The sequence below is a fragment of the Mycobacterium sp. UM_Kg1 genome (genome assembly GCF_000972925.1).
Taxonomy (GTDB): domain Bacteria; phylum Actinomycetota; class Actinomycetes; order Mycobacteriales; family Mycobacteriaceae; genus Mycobacterium; species Mycobacterium hiberniae.
The window spans coordinates 1-25,107 of the sequence record NZ_JRMK01000021.1; the positions used below are offsets into that span (position 1 = coordinate 1).

A 25,107-nucleotide genomic window follows, 5' to 3' on the forward strand; every position below is an offset into this window, starting at 1 on the left:
TCCCAAAATGGTAACCGGGTTCGGCGGCCCAACCTGCCGTGAAGATCTCCGCGCCCCCGCCGAACGCCTTCCGCAGCGCCCGCCGCGTGTTCATCCGATAGCGCGTGGGAAAGACATCCTGCGATTTTCGCTGGGGTTGCACCCTGCTCAGTGCGCGTACGTGGAACCGGTTGGGCACCAAGCGCGCCCCCAGGGCTATGTATCCCAACTTGTTCGGCGTGACAGCGGTGATCCAGCCTCCCGGCTTGACGATCCGCAACAACTCCCGTGCGACGAGGTCCGGATCGGCGATGTGCTCGAACACGTGCCGGGCCACGATCAGATCGAACTGGCCGTCGGCGTAGGGCAGTGCGGCCTCTGGCTGTATCACCCCGGCGTGGTCCAGATACGGGTTGTCGAGGACGACCTCGTCGACGTCGCACCCGTACAGTTGTGCGCACCTTCCCCTCAGGTTGCTCAGGTCACGCCGGTAGGGCACCTCATCATCCAGGATCGGCTCGCCGCGCCCGGCACCGAAGTCGAGGACGTGATCCGTGGGCCGAAGCAACGCAGCGACCTGCGTGAAAAATACAACCGTGCCGTCGACGTGGCTGAAACCGCTGACCTTGCACTCCGGGTAGAAGCGCTGCAACAGTTCCTCGGTTGTCGCCACCGGATCAGCATAAGACCGGGCACAACGGAGGTCACGCGTTTGGCGAAGCTGTTACGCAGCAGCAAAATACGGCCCCTGCAGGGAACCCACATCACTGGGGCGCACCACGGTGCCCGTCTTGCCGTCGCATGAACAACATGTCGGCCTGGATGATTCGGCCACCCTTGTCATGAACAGAGCCATAGCTGCGAACCAACTGGTAGCCGCGCTCCCCCAGCCAGTCGACCAGATCGTCGGCCAACACCTGGCCTTCGTACAACTCCACGAAAGAGCCCTCCGCACAGATGTACTCGAACTTCTCGAGCAGCTCTCCGCACGCGCGCAACGCCTCGAGCTCATAACCTTGGACGTCGAGCTTCAGTAACGCCGGTTCCTCGATGGAGCTGCCGTCGACGAACTCACGCAGCGGGCCGGTCCGCACCGTCTCGGTGCCCACCTCGCCGGTGCCCCGGAATAGCCGGCCCTGCGTGGCGGTGATGGGCAGCAGAGAAGACGAATCGTCGTGGCCCGACACGTGCATGGTGCTCTGTCCACTGCCCGGCGCCAGTGCGGCATGGTGCAGCGTGACCCGCTGTTGCCGGGCAAAGACCCGACGAAAGCGGGCGGCCGGCATCGCAAGTGGCTCCAGCGCGACGACTGTCGCCGCCGGAAAGGCGTGCAGGGCGAAGAGCGAGAACTGGCCGCGATTAGCACCGACATCGACCACCGTGCGCGGCTTCAGCGCACCCAGCACCGCTGCATGTTCAACTGCCGCCGCCACCCCATGCCGCAACAGCGCGGCTCGATAAGCCGCCACTCGCAGGATCGCAATCAGCTTCGCCGAGCGCCTCATGCAGCGCCGCCTTTCCGATCGCCTCGGCTATGCCGCCGATTAACGTCAGTCTGATCGGCGAGGCCTGCCCAGACCCAACAAACGGGTGGCGGTCACGCCGTATGCGCGTATTCTAAACAGCAGACACCGAATAGGTCACGCGCACATTTTTCACTGAGTCGGCGCGACGCTATCACCACAGGCGCGCAAAACTGACGTCACAGCAAATCGGTGTAGGGGGGGTCATGTCAGCTCATCGACCCAACAAGTGGCTTTCGTTGTTGGCCTGGCTCTTACCGAGCGGCAGCTTCAAACTGTGGGCTTTGCGCTCGTTGGGCAACCATATCGGACGCGATGTCTTCCTCGGCCCGAATCTCGTACTCAACTGCGGAAACTTCTCGATCGGCGACGGTGCGTCGATCATGAACTTCAATATCTTCAAACAGCTCTCCAGCGTCGAGCTGGGACCGCGGAGCGTCATCGGCAGGTTCAATCAACTCACCGCGGCACCGGAGTATCAGCGGTACAGCCCAGTTGTGGGCACGCTTTCCCTCGGCGAATCGTGCATTATCACCAACCATCACTATGTCGATTGTTCCGGGCAGGTCATCTTCCGGCCGTTCTCGGCCATCGGCGGGGTCAAGTGCATCATCCAGAGCCACTCCATCGATCTCATCGACAACACGTCCAAACCCGGCCGCGTCGTCTTGGGCCGATCGTCCGGGGCTTTCACCGCCAGCGTCCTGCTCATGGACTCGTACCTACCAGAACGGTCGGTGCTGGCGGCCGGTTCGGTGCTCACCAAGGCGAAGCCCGGGCACAAGATGCCGGCCTGCGGTCTTTACGGCGGCGCGCCCGCACATTTCATTCGGGACATCGCGGGACTCCAATGGTGGGATCGCGCCGATACCAATACGCCGGTAGTCCCGTTCGACGATGAAAGGCTGCGCGCGGAGTAGCGCGAGAGCGATTGCGATCGATCGGGATTCCACGACCGCCGCCCCCGGTGCGCGCCGCGGCCCGACGGGCGCTTTCTAAGGAAACCATTCGCCAAATCTGCTTGCAACGAAGGGTTGAAATTACATCATCAAGCCGAAGTCTTCGGGGGGGGTTCGTGGTGACGGTTCTGCGTCGGGGTTCGCCGGGTACCGCCAGGCGTCATCGGTCAGCGGCGTTATGACACATCGGCGAATGCGGTGGGTACGGGTGCCGTCCTCGGCGTCGGCGCCTTCCGCGGGATAACCATGGCGCCCCGCGGCCTCCACGCCTCGCACCCCACCGCTGATCAGCTTGACGAAACTCGGAAAATTGGAGGCGCAGTGCCAGACAGTCGGCCCAACAAATGGCTCTCATTGATCGCCTGGCTCTTGCCGAGCAGTGACTTCAAACTACGGATCTTAAGATCTCTGGGTAACCACATCGGACGCGATGTCGCCATGGGACCCAACCTGGTACTCAATTGCGGGCGCTTCTCGATCGCCGATGGCGCAGCAATCATGAGCTTCAACATCTTCAAACAGCTGTCCAGCGTCGAATTGGGCCCGCAGAGTGTGATCGGCAGATTCAATCAATTCACCGCGGCCCCCGAATATCAGCGATACAGCCCATTGGTGGGCAAGCTCATAGTCGGAGAATTCGGGTACATCACCAACCGCCACTATGTCGATTGCTCCGGACAAGTCATCCTCCGGCCATATGCGGTCGTGGGCGGTATCAAGAGCACCATCCAGAGTCACGAAGCCGACCTTGCCGAAAACACATCGAAGCCAGGCCGGGTCATCTTGGGCCAGAACGCGATGACCGGCACGGGTTGCATCCTGCTCAAGGACTCGTACCTACCGGAGCGATCGGTTCTGGCGGCGGGCTCGGTTCTCTCGAGGGCAAAAGATCGCGATGGCATGGCCTCCGGCCTGTACGGCGGTGCGCCCGCGCGCTTCCTCCGCGATATCAACGACATGGAGTTCTGGCATCGCGCGTGCAACTACACGCCTATCGTCGCCTTCGACGACGCCCAGTTCCGCCTTGAGTAACAGCGAAATTCGGTTCATCGGGCAGCGGCCAGATAATCACCGAGCCGGGTAGCCAGCGAGGAGATCCCACCGCCGCGGCTCAGTTCCATCGCCGAGATGGCCAGCTCCAACGTCGCGTTGATCCGGGCGCGCAACTCGACAGCTGACAAAGAGTCCAACCCCAACTCGGGCAACGGCGACTGCCGGTCGACCGAGTCCGCCGGGATACCGAGCACCTTGCTCACCTGGTCGGCCAGTATGTCGGTGAGCGACTCGACACGCTGCTCGCCGGGCATCGCGGCAAGCCGGGCGCGTACCGAATCGCTGGTGGCAGTAGAATCCCTGGCGGCGTTCACCTGGCCGGCGAACCTTGGGGTATGTGCCGATGCGGGGTGCATCGATCCCCATGCCCCCCAGTCGATGTCGACGACACTCACCTGGATCGGATTCAGCCCGATCGCCACGTCCAGATACTCGGTGGCGGCATCCAGCGGCAGCAGGCGCAGCCCGTTCAGCGCCAACGAGGTCGAAATCGCCTCGCTGGAGGTGGCCATACCGCCGGCGAGCGCTCCCCAGTTCACCGACAGCGCGGCCCGTCCGAGGCGGGAACGGTGGTGGGCCAAGGTGTCCAGCACTGCACTGGCCGCGGCGTAGCTGAGTTGCGGCACAAGACCCACCTGGCTGCTGACCGAGCTGTACAGGACGAAGTGGTCGAGTTCGGTGTCGGCCAGGGCTTCATCGAGGATCAACGCGCCCCGCGCCTTCGGGCACAGTACGGCGTTCAGGCCGTGCGGGCTGAGCGCGCCGAGCGGTTCGTCGGCCAGGACGCCGGCTGCGTGGAACACCCCCCGCAGCGGCGGGCCATCGGCGAGCCGGTCGAGCAGGCCCCGCACGCTCGCCATGTCTGCGACGTCAACCTGTTCGACCCGTACGTCGCAACCGGTGGCGCGCAGGGCGTCCACGGCGGCCTGCTGGTCGGGGCCGGACACGCCGCGGCGGCCGGCCAACACGACCCGGCCGGCGTCTTTGGCGGCCAGCCACCTCGCGGTGCACAGGCCGAGGGCCCCGAGACCACCGGTCACCAGGTAGGTCGCGTCGGGCCGGATACTGGTGGCCGGCCGCGCCGGTTTGACCGGCGGCGCCGGCTCGGTGAAGTCCAACACGATCCTGCCGAGGTGGGTGGATCGGGCCACCTGGTCGAAGGCCTCCGCCACCTGTGACACCGGCATGACGCGGGTGAGCAGCAGCTCATAGTCCCCGACGCGAAGCGCGCTGAGCACTTCGCGGTGTACCTGTCGCAGCAGGTCCCTCCGGTGCGCCATCATCCGGTCCAGATCGATGGAGGTCACCGAGAGGTTCTTGTTGAAGACCGCCAGGTCGACCAGCCGGCCGGCGAAGATCTCGGTCTTGCCGATCTCGACCACCCGGCCGAACTCGGCGGCCACCTCCAAGTTGGCCGCCACCGTCTCACCGGGGGCACAGTTCACCACGATGTCGGCGCCGTGTCCGCCGGTGATTGCGCGTACCTCGTCGATCGCCGAGAGCGCGCGCGAGTCGACGACGTATTTGGCTCCAAGCGATCGCAGCAGTTCGGCTCGCTCCGGGGTGGATGCGGTGGCGATCACCCGAGCGCCCGCCTTGGCAGCGATCTGCACCGCGGCCATGCCGACGCCGCCCGCCCCGGCAGAGACCAGCACCCAGTCGTCGGGCGCAACGTGCGCGGCGTGCTGCAGGGCGTAGTGCGCGGTCATCAACACCACCACTGAGCCGCAGGCCGCCATGGGCAGGCCGTCGGCGGGTTCCATCGACCCGGCGTCCACCGCGGTGGTGACGTAGCGGCTCGCCATCCCCGGGATCGAGACCAACATCGACGTGCCGACGGTGACCTCGTCGACGTCGGCACCGACCCGCGTGACGACTCCGATGCCCTCCATTCCCACCCCCAGCCCGAAGTGGGTGCCGGCCAGCTCGTCGGCACCGAGCACGCCGAGCACCTTCATCGGGTCCTTGAAGTTGAGTCCGATGCCGTCGATGCGCAGTTCGATCTCGCCCCGCCCCGGGGCTCGCCGCGGGATCTCCCGCAGCGCCAGATCGGCCAGTTGCGCGGACTGCGGCACATCAATCTCGAAGTTCGCCTCCGGGTCGTGCAACGGCCGGCCTGCCTCGAGCGCTTCGAGGCGACCGGCCAGGCCGGCCTGGTTGACGATCACCATCCGCCGGTCCCGGCGCAGCGCGACCTCGTCCACCGCATCGTCGGCGTGGACACCGCTGACCAAAGACTCCAGGACCACGGTGGACAGCGCGGTGTCGTGATCGAGGTCGATCAGTCGCCAATTCAGCTGTGGCTGCTCGTTGCGCAGCACCCGGCGAGCGCCGACGAGGGCTGAGGCCGCCAGATCCGGCGCCTGCCCGTCTCCGGGCACCGGCAACGCCCCTCGGGTGATCACCAAACCGTGCATCGGTACGAGCCCGCCGACGCGCGTCGCCTCGTCCCGCACGTTCTGCATCGCCCGGGCCGCCCCCGCCAGCATTGCCGGCAGCTCGCCGACCCGCAGCATGGTGTTGAGCGGCGGTGCACCGTCGCCGGGTGCCGTCACCGCGACCACGGCGACCACCAGCGGGCGGTTGTCGGCCGGGTCGGCACGCAGCACGTGGCGCAGTTCGGCTTCGGCATGGGTGCAGATACGTTCCGGGTCACCGCCGCGGACGACGAGTACCTGCCGGGTGCCCCGCGCGGACGCGTAGTCCAGGGCCCACGCGGCCGACTCCTGGCCGGCCGCAATCACCAGCACCCGCTCGCCGGTCGCGGTCTGGTCTCGGCTGTCGCGGGCCTCGCGCGGCTCGAACACCGGCTCGATCCATAGCCGCTCGAGTTCGCCGCGCGCGGGCGTAGCAGGGCTGATCGATCGGAACTGCGCCCGGTGCAGCTCGACGACCACGTGACCCTCCGGATCGGTCAGCACAACATCGGCGACCAGTTCCGCCTCGCCCGGCTGTGGCGTCACGCGGGTGACGCCGACCATGACCTGATCGGGGATGGCGGCGAACTGCCGGACGTGCTGTATCGCGGCGGGCACAACGGCCCCGCCGGCGTCGGCCTGGCCGGCGTCGACCAAAAGCGCGACGCACTGCAGGGCGGCGTCGAGCACCACCGGATGCGCCTGATGGTTGGAGGCGGCGACGCCGGTTCCGGCGGCATCGACACGGGCAACCACCTGTGTGGCGCTCACCCGGGCTTCCACGATTCGCCGGAACTCCTGGCCGTAGCTCAGGCCGCGGTCGGCCAGTTGCGCGTACACCTCGTCGGCGGTGACGGCGGTCGCGCCGGTGAGCTGGGCAACCCCAAGGGTCGGCCGCAGCAGGCCGTCCACTATGCGTCCGCACGCGTGCCGGGTCCAGCCGGCGGCCGAACCGTTTCGTGAGCTGACCGTGAACCGGCCGCTGGATGACTCCACGTTCAGCCGCATGGTGGCCAGCTCGGTGTCCTCCACCACCAGCGGAGCGATGAACCGGACACCGTCGAGCGCCGGGGCAGGCCGGCCCGTGATGTGGACCGCCGCAGCCAGGGCGGCATCGAGGTAGGCCGCTCCCGGCAACACCACCGCGCCGGCGACGACATGGTCACGCAGCCAGAGCAGTCGAGCGGTTGCCAACTCCGTCCGCCATTCCGGCTGACCCGCATCGATCAGATCTCCCGGCAGCACCCGGGCGTCGCCGGTACCCAGGTAGCCGTCGACCACCGGCTGGTCCATCGACCACAGCCGCTGCCGCTGGAACCGGTGCGCCGGCAGCGCACAGTGGGCGGGCAGACCTTCGGAGGCACCGGGGGCATGCTCGGTGTTCAGGGCACCCGCGACGTAGAGGTCGGCCAGGGCGGTGCGAATGCTGACGGCGTCGTCGGCGTCTCGCTTGAGCGTCCCGACAGCGGTTCCGGTGACACCCGCGCCAAGCAGGCTCTCCCGGATGTTGCCCGACAGCACCGGGTGCGGGCCGACCTCGACGAACACGCGCGCACCGTCGTCGATCATCGCAGCGAGAGTGTCGGCGAATCGCACTGGCCGACGGACATTCTCACACCAGTACTCGGCCCCCCAGTCCGGTCCCGTCACCGGGGTGGAGGTCACTGTCGAATACAGCGCGACACTCGGCGTCTCCGGCTCCAGACCGGCCAGATCACGGGTCAGCTGCGGAAGCAGCGGATCCAGGAGGTGCGAGTGGTAAGGCACGTCCACCCGGAGCTGCCGGACAAACACACCTGCGTTGTTCAGTGTCTCCCGCAGTTCGGCGATCCCCGAGGGGGTGCCGGCCAGTGTCACCCCCGACGGACTGTTCACCGCGGCGATGCACAGGTCGGCCCGGCCGGCAATCCAGTCCAGCACCTCCGCCTCGCTGAGGCCCACGGCGAGCATTCCTCCCGATCCGACGGCCAGCGTGGCCAGCCGGGAGCGGTAGTAGCTGACCCTGACCGCGTCGGCCAGGCTGAGCATGCCGCTGACATAGGCCGCGCTGACCTCGCCGACGCTGTGCCCGACGACCGCCTGGGGAACGACCCCGTAATGCGCCAGCTCTGCGGTCAGTCCGATCTGCACGAGAAAGTTCGCCGATTGGGCGACGGCTGTGCTGGTCACCCGGGAATCGGATTCATCCCGGCGCAGTTCGTCGATCAACGACCAGCCGGCCAGATCGGCGAACAACTCGTCGACCTCGGCTGCGGCACAGGCGAAGGGCCCGCCTGCGGTGAGCAGGTCGCGACCCATCCGCCACCACTGCGGACCCATTCCGCTGAAGACGAAGACCGGGGCCCTGCCCTCGGTGACGGTACGGCCGCCGGTCACCGAGCCATCGACCACCGAGGTCAGCCGGGCAAGCAGGTCGTCGCGGTCACCGAACGGCACGGCGAACCGGTAATGGTGGTGCGATCGACGCGACCACATGGCGTCCGCCAACGCAACCGGATCCACGCTGGGATCGGCGACCAGCGGCAACAACTCCTCGGCCAGCCGACGGGCGCCGTCGGCGTTGCGACCGGACACCGGCAATACCCGGGCGGGGGCCCTCCGAACGGCCGCCCGGGGCGGCTTGGGCGCCTCCACCAGCACCGCGTGCGCGTTGGTACCGCCGTAGCCGAAGCCGTTGACCGATGCCGCCGCCAGGGCGTAGTCAGCCGGAAATGCTTCAGCCTCGGTGATCACCCGCAGGCGGTACTCGTCGAACGGAATGGCCGGATTCAGCTGGTTCAGGCTGGCCTGCGGCGCCAGTTGGCGGTGGTGCAGGGTGAGTGCCGCCTTGATCACGCCGGCAACCCCGGCTGCGGCTTCGAGATGGCCGATCGAATTCTTGATCGATCCGACGACCAGGTCGGTGGTGCGGCCTTCGACGTGCCCCAGGGTCTGGCCCAGCGCGGCCATCTCCAGCGGATCGCCGACGGCGGTACCGGTGCCGTGCGCCTCAAGGTAACCGATCTGCTCGGGCCGAAGACCGGCCTGGGCGGTCACCCGCCGGATGAGGTCTGCCTGCGCCTGGGGATTGGGCACCGTGATGCCCGAAGTGCGTCCGTCCTGATTGACACCGGTGGCCCGGATGACCGCATAGACGCGGTCCTGATCGCGGGTCGCGTCCGCAAGCGGCTTGAGCACGATGATTCCGGCTCCTTCGCCTCGTGCGTAGCCGTCGGCGGCGGCATCAAAGGTTTTGCACTGTCCGTCCGCGGAGAGAAAGCGGCCCTTGCACATCTCGATGAAGGTCTCCGGGGTGAGCATCGCGTTCCCCCCGCCGACCAGAGCCAACTCGATCTCGCCACGCGCGATGGCCTGGGTGGCTTCGTGCAGGGCGACCAGCGAAGACGAGCAGGCCGTGTCGATGGTCATACTCGGTCCACGCAGGTCATAGACGTAGGAGATCCGGTTGGACAGCATGGTGAACGAGCCGGCGGTGGCGGTGTGGGAATTAATCGCGGTCCGGGTGAGCGGCTGGCGGCGGATCGTCATGTTGTCGGCAGTGAAGGCGCCCACGTAAACGCCGACCGGCCGGCCGGCTACCCGGCCGGAAACCCCGGCGTCGTCCATCGCCTCCTGGCTGACCTCCAGCAGCAGCCGCTGCTGAGGGTCCATGATCGAGGCTTCGCGCGGCGCAACCCCGAAGAATTCGGGATCGAAGTCCCACAGCGATTCCTGCAGGAACCCGCCGCTGCGCACGTACATCCGGCCGGGCATGTCCGGCTCGGGGTCGTAGTAGCGGTCCAGTTTCCAACGGTCCGCGGGCACCTCGACGATCCCGCTGCCCCGGGAGAGCAGGAACTCCCACAGCTGGTTGGGATCGCTCACCTTGCCCGGCAACCGGCAACCGATCCCCACGATGGCCACATCAATCATGTCGATTCCTGTCTCTGCTGAAAGGGGTTCACGCTCGGATGCCCTCGGTCGGTATCGCTGTCAGGTGCCGGACGCCGGTTTGAGATCCCCGCGCGCCGGCGTCACCGGCAGGCGGCGAAACGGTCGGTGCCGGGGAGCGCGGGCGGCCGAACCGTTGCCGCGATGCTGCGTTGCCACTGGCGGAGTGCGGCTCAACCCGTGGCACCAGGCTTCGTATGCGTCCAGCGCCTGCTCCCGACTCAGCAGGCGCTGCGCGTAGCGCTGGCCGGAACGACCCAGCCCCACTGCGAATTCCGCGCTGTCAGCCAGACCGACGGCCGTCTCCAGCAGAGCGGCGGGATCCCCGGCGGGGATCACCAGCCCGGCCCCCGAGTCCCGGACCTCCGCAGCGGTCACACCGTGAGCGTCGGTGGCGGCCAGGACCGGCCGGCCAGCGCAGAAGTAGGACGTCAACTTGCTCGGCACCGCCATCTGACCCACACCGGGCCGTTCGTTGACCAGGAGAACATCAGCGCACGCCAGCACCTGGCGATACTCCTCAGCGGGCAACGGATCCTTGAATTCAAGCCGCTGCACATCTTTGGCCAACTGTTGCAGGCACTTACGCTGGTTGCCGTCACCCAACAGCACGAACCGGATGTCGACGCCCCGTTCGTCGGCCAATCGGGCCGCAGCGACAACATTTTCCAGGCCCTGCTTCACACCCATGTTCCCGCTGTGCAAAACGATGCGCTCCCGCGACCGCCATCCATGCCTGCGGCGCACTTCCGCCGCGTTCACCGCCTGGGGCGGTTCGATGTGCGTCCAGTTCCGGATGACGACGATTCGCCTGCGACCCACCCCCATCTCGACAGCCGCGTCTGCGAAATGGTCGTGCACGACGGCCGTTCCCGTCGCGTTGTTCAGCACAGCACCTTCAAACCGCACTGCCAGCGCCGCCAATCGCGCAGGCATGGAAGCAGTCTCGACCACGCCCTTGCCATACAGGTCCTGCACGATCAGGCCCACCGGAATGCCCGCCGCCCTCGCCCGGGCGATGACCATCGCGCTGGCGACCAGCGACGGGCTGACGGTGAGCACAAGTTCCGGCTTGCTCCAACCCGCCGACACCACCCGGGCGCCGAAGCTGGCCTCCAACTTCAGCCGGTTGCGCAGCGTCGACTCCGCGGGCACGTAGTGCGCGAAACGTCGCACGACAACCCCGTTTATCGCTTTGTGGGTTCCGGACAGGCCACGGTATGCCGGGTTGACGCACCACTGCGGGTAATGCGGCAGGCCGGTGAGAATCTCGACGTCGTGCCCTCGCTCGGCCAGGCCGACAGCCATGCCGGTTGTATACGGAGCGATGCCGGACTGCTCCGGCTCATAGTTGAGACTGACGATGCAGATGCGCATGATCATCTCCTCGCCAGCTCGGCGTTGTCGCGGTACCACGCCCCCGTCGACTCGATCCCGTCACGCAGCCCGATCTCCGACCGCCACCCCGCATCCGCCAGAACAGAGACGTCCAGCAGTTTGCGCGGCATTCCATCCGGCTTGGTGGTATCCCAGCGGGTTTCACCTCGGTAACCCACTGCGTCGGCAACGATGCGGGCGATCTCGGCGATGGTGTGGTCCACGCCGGTTCCCACATTGACGTGAGTGGGGCTGTCGAAGTGCTCCAGTAGGTAAAGACACGCACTCGCAAGGTCGTCGACGTGCAGCAGCTCCCGCCGCGGGGTTCCGCTGCCCCAGTTGGTCACCTCCAGGGCGCCTTCCGCTCTGGCTTCTTCATACCGGCGAATCAGGGCCGGCAGCAGATGCGAGCCGAATCGCGCGAAGTTGTCACCGGGGCCATAGAGATTGGTCGGCATCGCAGAGATCCACGAAAGGCCGAACTGACGCCGGACTGCCTGAACATGCAGGATTCCGGCGATCTTCGCGATCGCGTATGCGTCATTTGTCGGCTCCAGGCGGCCGGTGAGCAGTGCGCTCTCATTGATCGGCTGCAGGCTGTACTTCGGATAGATGCACGAAGAGCCGAGAAAAAGCAGGCGCGGCACCCGCGCAGCAGCCGCTGCGTCGAGCAGGTTGAGCTGGATCTGGAGGTTCTCCGACAGAAATTCGGCCGGATAGGTGTTGTTGGCCATGATCCCGCCGACTTTGGCGGCAGCGACGACGATGACCTCCGGCGCCGACTCGAAGATGAAGTCGAACGTCGCGACCCGGTCGGTCAGGTCGAGCTCACCGCGCGACCGCAGCAAAATGTTGGTGAATCCCTCTTCTCGGAACCTCCGCAACAGGGCGGAGCCGACCAGACCGAGGTGCCCGGCGATGTATACCGGGGAATCACGATCGAGGGGGCACGGTGGCGTGCCCATCGGGCCGCTCATCTCCGGAGAGCAAGCATCGGATTGTCGATCCATGGCCGGCCCGCGCACTCCAGGGCGGCAATGTCGGCGTCCACCATGATTCGTGCCAGCTCAGCTGTGTGCGTGGATGCCGTCCAGCCAAGCGTTCTCGCTGCCTTGGTGGCGTCGCCGATCAGCGAATCCACCTCGCTCGGTCGCAGATAGCGTTCGTCGAATCTGACGTGCTTCTCCCAGTCGAGGCCGGCATGATCGAATGCTGCCTGGGCAAAATCCTGCACGCTGTAGCCGAAGCCGGTCGCAAGAACGAAGTCGTCCGGCGCGGGAGCCTGCAGCATCCGCCACATGCCTTCGACATACTCGGGGGCATACCCCCAGTCGCGAACAGCAGCCAGATTGCCCACATAGAGATGGGACTGGATGCCGGCTTTGATGCTGGCGGCAGCTCGGGTGATCTTTCGGGTCACGAACGTCTCACCGCGCCGGGGTGACTCGTGATTGAACAAGATGCCGTTGACGGCGAACATGCCGTAGGCCTCCCGGTAGTTACGCGTCACCCAGTACGAGTAGACCTTTGCCGCGCCATACGGTGACCGCGGATAGAAGGGAGTTTCCTCGTTCTGCGGCGGTGGTGACGCCCCGAACATCTCGGAGGAAGACGCCTGGTAGAAACGGCATCCCACCTTGGAGATCCGGACGGCTTCCAGCAGTCGCATGGATCCCATACCCGTGGTGTCACCGGTGTGCACCGGCTCGTCGAAGCTGACGCGCACATGCGACTGTGCCGCAAGGTTGTAGACCTCGTCCGGTTCGATGGTGCTCAGCAATGTCACCAGGCGGGCACCGTCGGTCAGGTCGCTGTAGTGCAAGAACAGTCGTGCGTCGGGCTCGTGTGGATCGACGTAGAGGTGGTCGATCCGCGATGTGTTGAGCGTCGAGGACCGGCGCACAAGCCCATGGACTTCGTAACCCTTGCTCAACAGCAATTCGGCGAGATAGGAGCCGTCTTGCCCGGTGATTCCGGTGATCAGGGCTCGCTTCACGGGAACTTCGACCTCAGATGTAGGCATCGGTACGCGTCCGAAGCTCGAATCCAGCCGTGTGCGCATCGTCGTGAAACATCTTCACGGTGTCCAGGGAAAGCTGCGCCAGGTCTCGGCCGAGCATCGGCAGCTTCTTGAGGATGTCGGGCGTCACCGTGATGACGTGGCAACCCACCTGGTCGGCCTGAACCAGATTCAGCAGCTCACGTGGACTGGCCCACAACAACTTCGCCTTAGGCCGGTACTGCAGGATCTTCAACGACTCCTTCATGATCGGGACAGGGTCCACGCCGGTGTCGGCGATGCGCCCGGCGAAGACGGACACGATCGCCGGCACGTCCGGATTCAGCTCGCCGGCGACTTCCCACACCTGATCGACGGTCAACAACGCCGTCACGTTCAACTTGATGCGATCCGACGCCAAAGTTCGGATGAGTCCTGCCGCCGACGCGCCCGCGGTATTGGTCACCGGAATCTTGACGTAGACGTTCGAGCCCCACGAGTCGATGTAACGCGCTTGCCGGTCCATCTCGTCGAAATCGTCGGAGAACACCTCGAAGGAGATGGGCAGGCTTTTGATATGGCCCAGTACCTGGGAGGCGAAGGCTTCGTAGTCCGTCACACCGGCCTTGCGCATCAACGTCGGGTTGGTCGTAAAGCCTTTGATATAAGGTTGCTTGAGCGCTGCCAACATCTCATTCACATCGGCGCCGTCAGCGTAGATGTCAATCTTCAGCGGGGCCATCGTCCCCACCTCCCTTCCAACGGACAATCAGGTCTACAACTTGCGACAACGCCGTCGCGGTGACGTCGGGCTGCGAACAACCTCTCTTCGCGGCCGAATGCGCGTTCATCACCAGCGCCGTCTTGCAGCCCACGCGCTGGCCGCACTCCACGTCGGTGTCCTGGTCTCCCACCATCCACGACGTGGCCAGATCGACACCGCGCTCGCTGGCCGCCTTCAACAGGAAGTACGGCATCGGCTTGCGACACCGGCACTTCTGCGAATACCCCGGCACGATCCCGTCCGGGTGGTGATAGCAGTAGAAATAGTCGCCAAAGGCGATCCCATTGGCGCTCAAGGAACCCTCCAGCCGACGGTGGATGCCCTGGATGTTCTCGAACGTGGTCTTGCCCTTGGCGTAGCTGGGCTGGTTGGACACGACGAAGAGCGCGAAGCCGGCTTCGGCCAACCGCCTCAGCGCCGGAATGACGCCGTCGATCACGACCAGATCCTCGGGCCTGTGGGGTGACTCGTACTGGCCCGTCACCGGATTGAAGATCAACTCATTGAGCACTCCGTCTCGATCCAGAAACACCGCCGCGGTCACCGGGTCGACTCCCACTTCATCTCGTATTCCTTCATGTCGGGGTGGGAGACGATCAGGTGCCACACCACCGCCTGCCAGGACTCGGCATGAGGCGTCACGGTCTCGGGGCTCAAGGTGGGGATGACGAGACAGGCATCGGCCTGCTGTGCGGTGTAGCCGCCGTCGCGGCCCACGATGCCCAAGACGGTCGCACCGACAGCCTTGGCGTGCCGCACCGCATGCACGATGTTGCCGCTGATGTTTCGTTCCAGATTCCCGCCGCCGACGGAGAACACCAGCACACCGTCGCGGGACCGAAGCCGACTGCCCTTCAGCCAATTGATGAAACAGCTCTCCCAGCCGTCGTCATTGACCCGAGCGGTCAGTTCCGAAACGTTGTCGGTGGGCGCGTAGGCCTCCATCCCGCAGATCTTCCGAAAGTCATTGACTGCGTGTCCGGCGTTGCCGGCGCTGCCGCCCACCCCCAGGATGAACAACCGTCCCCCGTTTTCCCGGATTCCGCACAACAGCTGGATCATCCGGTCGATCGTGGCCGGATCGACCAGTGCGGCAATCTTGTTCACCTCCTCCAGATACTGGGTGGTGTAAGCGGTGGCCGCAGCGCTCATGATGGACGCACCTTGACCTCGCGAAGATCGCGGTCACATTCGTGTTCGACTCCTTGGTCCGCCATACGCCGGTCCATCCCACCCCTCGATTCGTTGTATGTTCCGATTCAGAAGCTCAGTACGCGCCTTTCCCACCCCCGATCGCGCCGACGGTTTTCGCGGCGATCGCCAAATCGCTGAGCATCGACCAGTTCTCCACGTAGGAGAGGTCCAACCGCACGGAGTCCTCCCAAGACAGGTCGGAGCGGCCGCTTATCTGCCACAGTCCGGTGATGCCGGGCCGGACCAGAAGCCGGCGACGGACTCGATGGTCATAGGTTTCGACTTCGCCTGGCAACGGTGGCCGGGGCCCGACTACGCTCATCTCGCCCCGCAGCACGTTGATGAACTGCGGCAGTTCGTCGATGCTGTATCGGCGCAGCACCCTGCCGACCCGAGTGACTCTGGGGTCCTTGCGGATTTTGAACAGCACGCCGCCTACGCTGTCGTTGAGGTCGACCAGCTGCGCCAGTTGGCGGTCGGCATCGACAACCATCGTGCGGAACTTGATCATCCGGAACGGCAGGCCGTCCAACCCGATTCGTTCCGAACGATAGAAGACCGGGCCCGGGCTGGTCGCCTTCACGGCCACGGCGGCGACGATCATGATCGGTCCGGCAGCCAACAGCGCCAGCAGGGAAAAGCACACGTCGAATGCACGCTTCTGAAACTGCTTGGCGCCCTGATACTGCGGCTTGTCAACCTGGATCAGCGGCAGGTCGGCCACCGGGCGCACGGTCAACCGCGGGCCGGCTACGTCGACGATTCCCGGCGAGACGACCAGGTCGACGCCGAGCTCCTCCAACTGCCACGACAGGTCGTGGACGCCTTCGGGACCCAGCTCTGCCGTCGAGGTCAACGCCACGGTGTCAGCCTGCGAGGCCGCTATCGCGTACCGAATATCGTCCTGGTAGGGGAACACACGCAGCCGCCCCAGATCCGGGACGACCAGCTCGCCGCGTTGCGGACCGCCGGGGGTACACACCCCGACCACGGCGTAGCCGTCGGCGGGATGCCGGGTCAGCGAACGCGCGAGGGCGGCGACGGAGCGGAGCTCTCCGATCGCGAGCACGGAAGTAAGGAAGCGCCCGCGGCGCCGCTGCGCCGAGATATAGGCGCGCGCAACGCGGCGATTGGCGGACAGCGCGACAAGACCGAGCGGAAACGCGATGGCGAGATAACCTCGCGCGATGTCGAGCTTCAACAGGGTGGACACGACAGCGAGGGCCCCGAAGACCGAGAAAGTGGCCGTCCACACCCGGCGGAACTCCTCGGGCCCTGCTCCGATCACCTGCGGCGCACGGGTGTGGTAGATCGCCAGGCCCAGGGACCACGCACAGACGATCAGTACCGAGACCCCCGCGTAGCCCACGGACCCGGCTCCCGCCCACAGACTGCCGTTTGACACGGTTCCGAATCGCACGATCTGCGCCACCGCCACAACGGCACTCAGAACGGCGAAATCAGTCGCCAGAAGCCAATTACCGTAACGGTGTTGCCACCGTTCATGACGAGACCGCTCAGCTGCAGGCAGCAATGCAACCGTGTCGGAGACCGGCGCCGACAAGGTGGGCAGCGCGGTCACCTCAGCGACATCGGCGACCACGGACTGCAGCCGCGAAGGGCCGGGCGGATCAGGGGAATCCTCGGCGTCGACGCCGGCAGCGCCGTCGAGCAAGGTATTGCCAGCCACCGGCAACTCGGTCTGCTGAGTGGTCATGGCAGGCCTGTACTCTCACCGGGATGTTCTCAGGCCCAGCTGGATCCGACTGAGGCGTCGGTGTTGGCCATGTTGTTGCCGGCCGTCTGCACCTTCTGCCCGTGGGCGTTGGCCTGCTCATAGATGACCTGGAAATTCCGCCCCAGCGAAGTGATGAACTCCTGGCAGGCCACCGAGCCGGCGCCGCCCCAGAAATCCCCGGCAGCCAACACATCACGGATGATCGCTTGATGCTCGGCCTCCAACGATGCTGCCTGCGCACGGATCAACGCCCCATGAGCGTCGACGTCGCCGAACTGGTAGTTGATAGACATAGCCCGACCTCCCCTTCCTAGCTGCTCAAGATCTGTTGGGACGCAGCTTCTTGCGTCTCGTAATGGTTCGCGTCGCGAATCAAGCCGTCGCGCACGCCGTGCAGCATGGTCACGATGTTGCGAAACGCGCTCTGCATCTGCCCCATGGTGTCGTAGGACGTGCGCTCGGCGAGTCCTGACCACCCTGCGCCGGAAATGTTGCTCGATGAAGCCCACATTCGCCGGGCCTCGTCCTCCACAGTGGCAGCGTGCACATCGAATCGGCCCGCCATACTCCGCATGGCGTCCGGGTCCGTCATAAAGCGACTGGGCATTTCTGATCTCCATCTCGAATAAGGTGGTTAAGCTTCTGCTGCTGGGGAATCGATCCAAATGCGTTGGGCTGTCATACCGGTGGCTCCTGTCCGCTGACCGGCAGGTACACCAGCGCACACCGGAACCCGGGGGGCGGCGGCGCGAATCCTGGCGGTATCGAGCCTTCGGGGAGCGACGCCGGTACCGGCTCGGCAGGGTATCCGGCAGCCGGTGAACCACCGAGCACCTTCATGCGTGGCATGTATTTGGCAAGTACGGCACCCTCGGGCCCCTTGCCGGCACCCATGGCTCCGGCGGCGCCCATGGCTCCGGCCGCCGGCAACGCACCGAACATGAGCGGCGCACCACCCATGCCGCCGGCGACCTCGCCGGCCGAAAGCGCCAGCGGCGCACTCGCGGAAGCGAGTGTCCCCACCTGCGGCATCGCTGCCCATCCCCAAGTCTGCGGCACCGACAACGCCCCGACAGTTGCCGCTTGACCAACACCCGCCAGACTGCCCAGGCTCGAACTCAACCCTGAGCCGATGACGCCACCGGCGGCCGCGGCGCCCATCGCCGCGCCTGCCGACGCGCCCGCCGATGTTCCCGCTGCGGTTGCCGCATCGGCCAATGCGGCCAGAGGCGGCAGGGCTGTAGCGCCCCCAGCGCTCGTGAGGGACGCGACGGCGGCCGGATTCATCAGGGGACCCAGCGCCTGGGACGCCATAAAGATGCCGAAAAATCCTGGTAGGTAAGCGTACTGGGAGAACAACGTGCTCACGATGCTGCCGGCGTCGATGGTGCCGAAGGGCGATGTCACGGTCGGGGTCGTTGTCGGGGTGGGAACAACGGGTGCGGCCGTATCCAGCGCATTCACCAGCTGGCCCACGAGCCCCGAACCTGCAGGGGACGACGTCGACGTCGCGGGGGATGCCAGGCTTTGCAGCGTAGTGGAGACCATCTGCGACAGCGTCTGCTGCGCGGTACCGGCAGAGGTGCCGGCAGCCTGGGCCACCGACGCGCTCTGCAGCGCCGGCCCGCCCGGGTTGGCGGGCGACGGCGGCGGCGCGAAGGGCGTCAACCTCGAAGCGGCGGCCGAGCTTCCGGCGTAGCCGTACATGGCCGTCGCGTCCTGGGCCCACATTTCGACGTATTCCGCTTCATTGGCCGCGATTGCCGCGGTGTTCTGCCCGAAGAAATTGGTTGCGACCAACACCATCAGCAGAGCTCGGTTCGCCGCAACCACCGGAGGCGGCACCGTCATCGCGAAGGCCGCCGCGTGCGCGGCTGCAGCCGCCTTAGCCTGAAACGCCGCCTCTTCGGCCTGCAGGGCGGTGGTGGACATCCACTCCACATACGGTGTGGTGGCCGCCGCCATGGCCATCGATGACGGCCCCAACCACTGCCCGTCGATCAACCCCGAGATCATCGATCGGTAAGTCGAACCCGCGGACTCCAATTCGGCCGCCAGACCATCCCAAGCCGACGCGGCGGCCAGCATCGATCCCGTCCCCGGCCCCGCATACATTCGTCCGGAGTTGATCTCCGGTGGGAGCGCTCCGTAGTCCATGGCTGGGCCTCTGCGATGCCTAGCCCGACGCGGCCGCGTTGGCCGCCTCGGTGAGGGCGTACGAATTGGCGCTCATACCTAGGGTGTTCACCACCATTTCGTGGATCGCCGCAGCCTGGGCACTGACGGCCTGGTACATCTCGCCGTGTGCGGCGAACTGGGCCGCGGTCAGGGCCGATACTTCGTCGGCGGCCGCGGGCAGCACTCCGGTCGTGGGGGCCGCAGCGGCCGCATTCTCGGCCGTCATCACCGAGCCGACGTTCTGCAGGCTGCCGGCCACCTCGGCCAGCACCTCCGGGTGTGTGGTCACATACGACATGTGTGCTCCCCCCTTACAGCAGTGCGCAAGGGTCATGCCTTGCGCACCTTTGGATTACGCAGGACAGAGTTACGCAGGACAAAAGTCTCGACAAGCCCGTTCAGTGAGCGGGCGAGAACTCGAACGGGGCCCAAACGGACCGCCTCGAACATCTGCAGCGGCCCAGGCAAGCGGGGGAAGTTTCCCCGCAACGTCGCCGGATCCGTCAATCCAGCGGACTTGCCATGGCTAATTTTTAGACCCGGCCGCGCCGGGGCGCTAGAGTACTCGGTTACCCTAAATGGGTCCGTAGCGGTACTCGGCCAAAGCGATAACAACACTCGGGCCAGTCAGCCCGCCACTGCTGTCGCTGAGTACGACAGGCGCGATGACTTTGCCGCGACGGTGCGGGCGATGAAAGGCTGAGCGAGGCGGCGGCGTACCAACGCGCACCGCAGGCATGCACAGTCGCGGCGAAGAAGTGGGGCTCGATGATTTCACACGACGACACCGTGGTCCTGGTCTTGGCGGCCGGATCCGGCACCCGCATGGTCTCCGACACCCCCAAAGTGCTGCATGAGCTGGGTGGGCGCAGCATGCTCGCACATTGCCTGCGGGCAGCCGCCGGCGTGGCCCCCCGTCACCTGGTGGTGGTGCTGGGCCACGCCCACGAGCGCATCGCCGAGTCTGTCGCCGAGCTGGCGCAAGCCCTGGACTGCCGCATCGACATCGCCCTGCAGGAACAGCAGCTGGGCACCGGGCATGCGGTGCTGTGCGGCCTGTCGGCCCTGCCGGACGACTTCACCGGCACCGTGGTGGTGACCTCCGCCGACATCCCGCTGCTGGACACCGCCACCCTGCAGGCCCTGATCGACACCCACCGCACCGCCCCGGCCGCCGTCACCGTGCTGACCACCACCCTGGCCGACCCCACCGGTTACGGCCGCATCCTGCACACCCAGGACGGCGAGGTGACCGCGATCGTCGAACAGGCCGACGCCACCGAGTCCCAGCGGGAGATCCGCGAGGTCAACGCCGGGATCTACGCCTTCGACATCGCGCCGCTGCGCTCCGCGCTGGGCAGGCTCGGCTCGGACAACGCCCAGCACGAGCTGTACCTGACCGACGTGATCGGCATCGTCCGCGGCGACGGCCAGGTGGTACACGCCCGCCACGTCGACGATGCCGCCTGCGTGGCCGGGGTCAACGACCGTGTCCAACTGTCGGAGCTGGCCGCCGAGCTCAACCGGCGCCTGGTGGCCGCGCACCAGCGGGCCGGGGTCACCATCGTCGACCCGGCCAGCACCTGGATCGACGTGGACGTGACCATCGGGCGCGACACCACGGTGGCACCCGGAACGCAGCTGCTCGGACGCACCCGGATCGGCGCGCACTGCGCGGTGGGACCCGACACCACCCTGACCGATGTCACGGTGGGCGACGGTGCGTCGGTGATCCGCAGCCACGCCGCCTCGTCGTCGATCGGCGCCGGTGCCACGGTCGGACCGTTCGCCTACCTGCGCCCGGGCACCGTGCTGGGCGCCGACGCCAAGCTGGGAGCGTTCGTCGAGACCAAGAACTCCACCATCGGGACCGGGACCAAGGTGCCGCACCTGACCTACGTGGGCGACGCCGACATCGGCGACCACTCCAACATCGGGGCCTCCAGCGTGTTCGTCAACTATGACGGCCAGACCAAACGGCGCACCACCATCGGCTCGCATGTGCGCACCGGCTCGGACACGATGTTCGTGGCCCCGGTCAGCGTCGGCGACGGGGCCTACACCGGCGCCGGGACGGTGGTACGCCACGACGTTCCACCGGGCGCGCTGGCGGTGTCGGCCGGGCCGCAGCGCAACATCGAGAACTGGGTGCAGCGCAAACGGCCCGGCAGCCCGGCCGCCGCGGCGGCCGACGCGGCGAACGCCGCCGGCGATCCGGGCCGCACCCAACCCGACCCCGCACCGTGAGGTTGATCGCGTTGCGGCGACCCGAGGCGAAATTACGCGCCCGGCTACGTACCATAAGGCCCGAGTTAACTCGTCCCAATTCCCAAATCTCCTACGGCGGGGGCAGCACGTGAGCCACGACTGGACAGACAATCGCAAGAACCTGATGCTTTTCGCCGGTCGTGCGCACCCGGAACTGGCCGATCAGGTCGCCAAGGAACTGGACGTCCCGGTGACGGCCCAGACCGCCCGTGACTTTGCCAACGGCGAAATCTTCGTGCGTTTCGACGAGTCGGTGCGCGGCTGCGACGCCTTCGTGCTGCAGTCGCACCCGGCGCCGCTGAACCAGTGGCTGATGGAACAGCTGCTCATGATCGACGCGCTCAAGCGCGGCAGCGCCAAGCGGATCACCGCGATCCTGCCGTTCTACCCCTACGCCCGGCAGGACAAGAAGCACCGCGGCCGCGAGCCGATCTCGGCGCGCCTGGTGGCCGACCTGCTCAAGACCGCCGGCGCCGACCGGATCGTCACGGTGGACCTGCACACCGACCAGATCCAGGGCTTCTTCGACGGCCCGGTGGACCACATGCGGGCGCAGCCGCTGCTGATCGGCTACATCAAGGAGAACTACGGCAACTCCGATGTCGTGGTGGTCTCCCCCGACTCCGGCCGGGTGCGCATCGCCGAGAAGTGGGCGGACTCGCTGGGCGGCGTTCCGCTGGCGTTCATTCACAAGACCCGCGACCCGCTGGTGCCCAACCAGGTCAAATCCAACCGCGTCGTCGGTGAGGTGGCCGGCAAGACCTGTGTACTGATCGACGACATGATCGACACCGGCGGCACCATTGCCGCGGCCGTCAACCTGCTGCGCGAGGACGGCGCGCGCAACGTGATCATCGCCGCCACGCACGGGGTGCTGAGCGACCCGGCCGCCGAGCGGCTGGCGGCCTGCGGCGCCAGCGAGGTGATCGTCACCAACACGCTGCCGATCCCCGAGGACAAGCGGTTCCCGCAGCTGACCGTGTTGTCGATCGCCCCGCTGCTGGCCAGCACCATCCGGGCGGTGTTCGAAAACGGCTCGGTCACCGGCCTTTTCGACGGAGACGCCTGATATGACCGACGCGGTGATCTATCACAACCCGCGTTGCTCGACCTCCCGCAAAACGCTGGAACTGCTACGCGAGCACGGTATCGACCCGACAGTCGTGGAGTACCTGAAGTCGCCGCCGTCGCGTGCGGAGCTGGCGGAGCTGATCAGCGCCGCCGGGGTGGGCGTACGCGGCGCGGTGCGCACCGGCGAGGCGGTCTACGCCGAGCTGGGCCTGGCCGAAGCGTCCGACGACGATCTGCTCGACGCGATGGCCGCCAACCCGATCCTGATCCAGCGGCCGTTCGTCGTCACCGGCAAAGGCACCCGGCTGGCCCGTCCGATGGACGCGGTCCGCGAGATCCTGTGAGCTCGTCTCGGTTGGCGGCCGCGACGCTGGCGGCGTGCGCGGTCCTGGCCGCCACGGCCTCCGGCTGCGGCAGCAAAACCCCTGATTACCACTCCATTTGGGGAAACGGCACCGCGACCACCACCTCCTCGGAGCCGGAACCCCCGGTGACCGTGGGGCGGTACCTCGAAGACCAGGGGGTGGTCGCCGAGGCGGTGGCCCCCAACGCCCCCACCGACCTGACCGTGTCGATCCCGACACCGCCGGGCTGGACCAGGAAGGAAAGCCCGATGCTGCCGTCGACCACTTTGGTCCTCGGCAAGGGCGAGAAGTTCCCGCGGGCGATCTTGACTGTGGTCAAGCTCGACGGCAACTTCGACTCGAAGGAGGCCATCCGGCACGGGGTGGTCGACGCCCAGCTCTCACCGAATTTCCGGTTGCTGGACGCCTCCAACGAGGACTACCAGGGTTTCCCGTCCTCGATGGTGCAGGGCACCTACGACATGGACGGCCAGCGCCTGCACAGCTGGTTTCGGATGGTGATCGCGACCGGTTCGGCACCGGCAGACCAGCGCTATCTGGTGCAGCTGGCGGTCACCGCACCGGCCGACGAGGCACCCAAGCACGCCACCGACGTCGAAGCGATCATGAACGGGTTCACCGTCGCCGCCAAGTGAGCCGCATCGGTGTTCAGGTCTTGTTACAGTGCGACGCACCTGTTGAAGGGAGCCCACCATGTCTCTCGTTCGCCGGTCAGTGCTGAGCCTTTCCGGGCTCGCGGCCGTCGCCGCCGGCCTGTTGGGGCCCACGGCGTCGGCTGACGCCCCACCCGGCTGCACCGCCGCCGATATGGCCAACACCGTCACCGGCGTCACCGCCTCGACGTCGGGCTACCTGTACGCGCATCCGGACGTCAACGCGTTCTACACCGAGCTGCGCGACCGGCCCGACGACGAGGTGCCCGAGGCGATCCGCAGCTTCTTCGCCGACCATCCGCAGGCCCACGCCGACCTACTCGGGCTGCGCCAGCCCCTGACCGATTTCCGGGCCCGGTGCGGACTGCCCCAGGCCGAGCCCCCGCTGCTGGACCAATGATCACCCGCCGGATCGGGATCCTCGCAGCACTGGCGCTGATGAGCCTGCCGGGGGCCGTCGTGGTGTTCACACCGGCCGGCACCACCACCGCACAGGGCTGCGTGAGCGTGGGCCGCCGCGTGTATGTCAGCGGTTGCGCCGACCCGGTGCCGCCACCGGCCTACTATGCGCCGCTGCCCGAAGACGTGCCGCCGCCCCCGCCGCCACCGCCGCCCAGCGTCTGCACGGGTTACAACGGGCGCTGGGTGCACACGGCGAACTGCCACTGAGCGCGCACCTGATCACTAGAGTGTGGCCATGACCTCTTGGACCGCCGGCGATCTGCCGTCGTTCGCCGGCCGGTCCGTGATCGTCACGGGCGCCAACAGCGGATTGGGCGCGGTGACCGCGCGCGAGCTTGCGCGCGTGGGCGCCGCCGTCACCCTGGCCGTCCGCGACACCGCCAAAGGGCAGGCCGCCGCGGCGGGAATGCCCGGTGATGTGACGGTTCGGGCCCTGGATCTGGCCGACCTGTCCTCGGTGCGCCGTTTTGCCGACGACACCGCGCAGGTCGACGTGCTGATCAACAACGCGGGCATCATGGCGGTGCCTTACGCAGCCACCGTCGACGGCTTCGAAAGTCAGATCGGCACCAACCACCTGGGCCACTTCGCGCTGACCAACCTGCTGCTGCCCAAACTCACCGACCGGGTGGTCACGGTGTCCTCCTTCGCGCACCGGATCGGCCAGGTGAACCTCGACGACCTGAACTGGAAGTCGCGGAAATATTCGCCGTGGCGGGCCTACGGCCAGTCCAAGCTGGCCAACCTGTTGTTCACCAGCGAACTCCAGCGCCGGCTCGTGGCAGCGGGATCGCCGCTGCGGGCGCTGGCCGCTCACCCCGGCTACTCGAGCACCAATCTGCAGGGCCACACCGGCAATCGGGTCGCCGACCTGCTGACCCGGACACTGGGCAACTGGACCCTGGCGACCAGCGCCGACTTCGGAGCGCGGCAGACGCTCTACGCGGCGTCGCAGGATCTGTCCGGCAACACCTTCATCGGCCCGCGGTTCGGCCTGCTGGGCCGCAGCGGTCCGGTCGGCCGCAGCCGGCCGGCCAAGAGCGGGTCCACCGCCGCCGGACTGTGGACGCTGTCCGAGCAGCTCACCGGGGTTCAATTTCAGATCTGAGCCGCTGATGCGTTAGCCTGACCAGGCGTCACGGCGAGGGCGGCCCCCT

The 25,107-nt window shown here is 66.6% G+C and carries 23 protein-coding genes; 9 read left to right on the forward strand and 14 right to left on the reverse strand.

Annotation, left to right across the window (positions count from 1 at the left end; translation table 11 throughout):
* Both LI92_RS05260 and LI92_RS05265 read right to left on the reverse strand, forming a co-directional pair.
* Positions 1 to 652, reverse strand: a 652-nt coding sequence (locus LI92_RS05260) for a class I SAM-dependent methyltransferase (protein ID WP_052740709.1), incomplete at its 3' end; no start/stop codon positions are given.
* Between the two features lie 91 nt (positions 653 to 743).
* Positions 744 to 1,484 carry an FkbM family methyltransferase gene (locus LI92_RS05265; protein WP_046316730.1) on the reverse strand — a complete coding sequence of 247 codons (741 nt, stop codon included), beginning with the start codon at positions 1,482 to 1,484 and terminating at the stop codon, positions 744 to 746.
* A 224-nt stretch (positions 1,485 to 1,708) separates the two neighbouring features.
* Between LI92_RS05265 and LI92_RS05270 the strand changes: the two genes are divergently transcribed.
* Together LI92_RS05270 and LI92_RS05275 are read left to right on the forward strand one after the other, a co-directional pair.
* Positions 1,709 to 2,422, forward strand: a complete 714-nt coding sequence (locus LI92_RS05270; RefSeq protein ID WP_046316731.1) for an acyltransferase — start codon at positions 1,709 to 1,711, stop codon at positions 2,420 to 2,422.
* A gap of 477 nt (positions 2,423 to 2,899) precedes the next feature.
* Positions 2,900 to 3,493 (forward strand): acyltransferase, encoded by a 594-nt coding sequence (locus LI92_RS05275; protein WP_286134872.1) that lies wholly within the window; start codon positions 2,900 to 2,902, stop codon positions 3,491 to 3,493.
* Between the two features lie 14 nt (positions 3,494 to 3,507).
* Here LI92_RS05275 and LI92_RS05280 read toward each other — a convergent pair whose 3' ends face one another.
* The 12 genes from LI92_RS05280 to LI92_RS05335 all read right to left on the reverse strand — a co-directional run bounded on the left by LI92_RS05280 (position 3,508) and on the right by LI92_RS05335 (position 19,429).
* Positions 3,508 to 9,843 carry a type I polyketide synthase gene (locus LI92_RS05280; protein WP_046316733.1) on the reverse strand — a complete coding sequence of 2,112 codons (6,336 nt, stop codon included), beginning with the start codon at positions 9,841 to 9,843 and terminating at the stop codon, positions 3,508 to 3,510.
* Between the two features lie 60 nt (positions 9,844 to 9,903).
* Positions 9,904 to 11,238, reverse strand: coding sequence for a glycosyltransferase family 4 protein (locus LI92_RS05285; RefSeq protein WP_192829984.1), 1,335 nt, complete (start codon positions 11,236 to 11,238; stop codon positions 9,904 to 9,906).
* 2 nt (positions 11,239 to 11,240) lie between these two features.
* Complete coding sequence (locus LI92_RS05290; RefSeq protein ID WP_046316786.1) at positions 11,241 to 12,203, reverse strand: GDP-L-fucose synthase family protein; 963 nt, start codon at positions 12,201 to 12,203, stop codon at positions 11,241 to 11,243.
* An 8-nt stretch (positions 12,204 to 12,211) separates the two neighbouring features.
* On the reverse strand, positions 12,212 to 13,234 hold the full coding sequence (gmd, locus tag LI92_RS05295) for a GDP-mannose 4,6-dehydratase (protein WP_046316735.1): 1,023 nt from the start codon (positions 13,232 to 13,234) through the stop codon (positions 12,212 to 12,214).
* 13 nt (positions 13,235 to 13,247) lie between these two features.
* Complete coding sequence (locus LI92_RS05300; RefSeq protein WP_046316737.1) at positions 13,248 to 13,979, reverse strand: transaldolase; 732 nt, start codon at positions 13,977 to 13,979, stop codon at positions 13,248 to 13,250.
* A complete protein-coding gene (locus LI92_RS05305; protein ID WP_192829985.1) occupies positions 13,960 to 14,565 on the reverse strand; it encodes a D-glycero-alpha-D-manno-heptose-1,7-bisphosphate 7-phosphatase in 606 nt (201 codons plus the stop codon). Before LI92_RS05305 ends, LI92_RS05300 begins: the two co-directional genes overlap by 20 nt.
* Positions 14,562 to 15,173, reverse strand: coding sequence for an SIS domain-containing protein (locus tag LI92_RS05310; RefSeq protein ID WP_046316739.1), 612 nt, complete (start codon positions 15,171 to 15,173; stop codon positions 14,562 to 14,564). Before LI92_RS05310 ends, LI92_RS05305 begins: the two co-directional genes overlap by 4 nt.
* Before the next feature lie 115 nt (positions 15,174 to 15,288).
* On the reverse strand, positions 15,289 to 16,932 hold the full coding sequence (locus LI92_RS05315; protein WP_082109563.1) for a sugar transferase: 1,644 nt from the start codon (positions 16,930 to 16,932) through the stop codon (positions 15,289 to 15,291).
* Between the two features lie 29 nt (positions 16,933 to 16,961).
* Positions 16,962 to 17,246: a WXG100 family type VII secretion target gene (locus tag LI92_RS05320; protein ID WP_046316741.1), complete on the reverse strand. Its 285-nt coding sequence runs from the start codon at positions 17,244 to 17,246 to the stop codon at positions 16,962 to 16,964.
* Between the two features lie 17 nt (positions 17,247 to 17,263).
* On the reverse strand, positions 17,264 to 17,560 hold the full coding sequence (locus LI92_RS05325) for a WXG100 family type VII secretion target (RefSeq protein WP_082109564.1): 297 nt from the start codon (positions 17,558 to 17,560) through the stop codon (positions 17,264 to 17,266).
* Between the two features lie 71 nt (positions 17,561 to 17,631).
* Positions 17,632 to 19,110 (reverse strand): PPE family protein, encoded by a 1,479-nt coding sequence (locus tag LI92_RS05330; protein WP_052740713.1) that lies wholly within the window; start codon positions 19,108 to 19,110, stop codon positions 17,632 to 17,634.
* A 19-nt stretch (positions 19,111 to 19,129) separates the two neighbouring features.
* Complete coding sequence (locus LI92_RS05335) at positions 19,130 to 19,429, reverse strand: PE family protein (protein ID WP_046316744.1); 300 nt, start codon at positions 19,427 to 19,429, stop codon at positions 19,130 to 19,132.
* A gap of 470 nt (positions 19,430 to 19,899) precedes the next feature.
* Here LI92_RS05335 and glmU point away from each other — a divergent pair, with 470 nt between their 5' ends.
* The 7 genes from glmU to LI92_RS05370 all read left to right on the forward strand — a co-directional run bounded on the left by glmU (position 19,900) and on the right by LI92_RS05370 (position 25,058).
* Positions 19,900 to 21,378: a bifunctional UDP-N-acetylglucosamine diphosphorylase/glucosamine-1-phosphate N-acetyltransferase GlmU gene (gene glmU, locus LI92_RS05340; RefSeq protein ID WP_046316746.1), complete on the forward strand. Its 1,479-nt coding sequence runs from the start codon at positions 19,900 to 19,902 to the stop codon at positions 21,376 to 21,378.
* Between the two features lie 109 nt (positions 21,379 to 21,487).
* Positions 21,488 to 22,468: a ribose-phosphate diphosphokinase gene (locus LI92_RS05345; protein WP_046316747.1), complete on the forward strand. Its 981-nt coding sequence runs from the start codon at positions 21,488 to 21,490 to the stop codon at positions 22,466 to 22,468.
* A gap of 1 nt (position 22,469) precedes the next feature.
* Positions 22,470 to 22,814 (forward strand): arsenate reductase (glutaredoxin), encoded by a 345-nt coding sequence (gene arsC / locus LI92_RS05350; RefSeq protein WP_046316749.1) that lies wholly within the window; start codon positions 22,470 to 22,472, stop codon positions 22,812 to 22,814.
* On the forward strand, positions 22,811 to 23,470 hold the full coding sequence (locus LI92_RS05355) for an LpqN/LpqT family lipoprotein (RefSeq protein ID WP_046316751.1): 660 nt from the start codon (positions 22,811 to 22,813) through the stop codon (positions 23,468 to 23,470). Before arsC ends, LI92_RS05355 begins: the two co-directional genes overlap by 4 nt.
* Before the next feature lie 58 nt (positions 23,471 to 23,528).
* Positions 23,529 to 23,888 carry a heme-binding protein gene (locus LI92_RS05360; RefSeq protein WP_046316753.1) on the forward strand — a complete coding sequence of 120 codons (360 nt, stop codon included), beginning with the start codon at positions 23,529 to 23,531 and terminating at the stop codon, positions 23,886 to 23,888.
* Positions 23,885 to 24,157, forward strand: coding sequence for a hypothetical protein (locus tag LI92_RS05365; protein ID WP_046316755.1), 273 nt, complete (start codon positions 23,885 to 23,887; stop codon positions 24,155 to 24,157). The genes LI92_RS05360 and LI92_RS05365 overlap by 4 nt, the downstream gene beginning before the upstream one ends.
* Before the next feature lie 28 nt (positions 24,158 to 24,185).
* Positions 24,186 to 25,058: an oxidoreductase gene (locus tag LI92_RS05370; protein ID WP_046316757.1), complete on the forward strand. Its 873-nt coding sequence runs from the start codon at positions 24,186 to 24,188 to the stop codon at positions 25,056 to 25,058.
* Positions 25,059 to 25,107: the final 49 nt, after the last annotated feature.